Annotated in this window: 1 rRNA gene; it reads left to right on the plus strand. The window is 47.1% G+C overall.

Annotated elements, in window-relative coordinates:
• Positions 1–130: 130 nt before the first annotated feature.
• Positions 131–207, plus strand: a 5S ribosomal RNA gene (rrf, locus tag WA325_RS21395); the annotation flags it as partial.

Below are 207 nucleotides of genomic sequence, written 5' to 3' on the forward strand. Positions count from 1 at the left end.
TCAGGTTGATAGGTCTGAGGTGGAAGTGTGGCGACACATGGAGCTGACAGATACTAATCGATCGAGGACTTAACCTAATGTCTAATGATGTCACACCTGTTATCTAGTTTTGAGAGAACACTCTCAATTGTTTGGTGGCGATAGCGAAGAGGTCACACCCGTTCCCATGACGAACACGGAAGTTAAGCTCTTCAGCGCCNATGGTAG

It is taken from the genome of Bacillus sp. 205(2023), from assembly GCF_037027485.1.
GTDB classification, from domain to species: domain Bacteria; phylum Bacillota; class Bacilli; order Bacillales; family Bacillaceae; genus Bacillus; species Bacillus halotolerans.